At 65.8% G+C, this 1,339-nt stretch carries 1 protein-coding gene; it reads left to right on the forward strand.

Going from position 1 to position 1,339, the window contains the following annotated elements:
• Window positions 1-1,339 (forward strand): 2-polyprenylphenol 6-hydroxylase (gene ubiB / locus RTX98_RS20760; RefSeq protein ID WP_312798789.1); only part of this gene is annotated, 1,339 nt, incomplete at both ends.

Consider the following 1,339-nt stretch of genomic DNA (forward strand, 5'->3'; position numbering starts at 1 on the left):
CAGCTGCTGGGGCCGTCCTATGTCAAGCTCGGCCAGTTTCTGGCCACGCGCCCCGATGTCGTCGGCAGCGATCTCGCGCTCGACCTGACGCAGCTTCAGGACCGCATGCCGACCTTCCCGCGCGAAGAAGCCGCGCTGATGATCGAAGGTTCGCTCGGCCGTCCGGTGTCGGACCTGTTTGCGCGCCTCGACCCGCCGGTGGCTGCTGCATCCATCGCGCAGGTGCATCCGGCCGAAATCATGGATCCGCTCGGTGCCCGCAAGGTTGCCGTCAAGGTCATCCGCCCCGGCATCCGCCAGCGCTTCCAGGCCGATCTCGGCAGCTTCTTTCTCGCGGCCAGGTTGCAGGAGCGCTTCATCCGCGCCACGCGCCGCCTTCGCCCGGTGGAAGTGGCACAGACCCTGGCGCAGACCACCAAGATCGAGATGGATCTGAGGCTCGAAGCCGCCGCTTTGTCGGAGATCGCGGAAAATACCCGCAATGATCCCGGCTTCCGCGTGCCCAATGTGGATTGGGAGCGCACCGGGCGCGACGTGCTGACGCTGGAATGGATCGACGGCGTCAAGCTCAACGACATTCCGGCCGTGCAGGCGGCGGGCCATAACTTGCCAGCGCTGGCCACCACGCTGATCCAGTCCTTCCTGCGCCATACGCTGCGCGACGGCTTCTTCCATGCCGACATGCATCCCGGCAACCTGTTCGTGGAAGCGGACGGCACGCTGGTTGCGGTCGATTTCGGCATCACCGGCCGGCTCGGCAAGAAGGAGCGCCGCTTCCTCGCCGAAATCCTGTATGGCTTCATCACGCGCGATTATCGCCGTGTGGCTGAAGTTCATTTCGAAGCCGGCTACGTGCCCTATCATCACGACGTCGCGTCGTTCGCGCAGGCGATCCGTGCCATCGGTGAGCCGATCCACGGCCAGCCTGCGGAAACCATTTCCATGGCCAAGCTGCTGACGCTGCTGTTCGAGATCACGGAGATCTTCGACATGCAGACGCGGCCCGAACTCGTGCTTCTGCAAAAGACCATGGTGGTGGTGGAAGGTGTCGCGCGCACGCTCGACCCCACCTTCAACATGTGGCGCGCAGCCGAACCGGTCGTCGGTACCTGGATCCGCGACAATCTCGGGCCGAAGGGCTTGGCCATCGATGCCCGCGACGGTCTTCAAGCGATGGTCTCGCTCGCCCGCCAGGCCCCGGAACTCGCCGCCCGCGCCGAGCGCCTGTCGATCGAGGTCGACCGCATGGCCGAGAACGGTCTGCGCTTCGATCCCGAAACCGCCCGCGCCCTCGGCCGCGAGGAAGCACGGCGCACCCGGTGGGGCCGTGTGGCGTTGT

The organism is Tianweitania sp. (assembly GCF_032053605.1).
Taxonomy (GTDB): Bacteria; Pseudomonadota; Alphaproteobacteria; order Rhizobiales; family Rhizobiaceae; genus Tianweitania.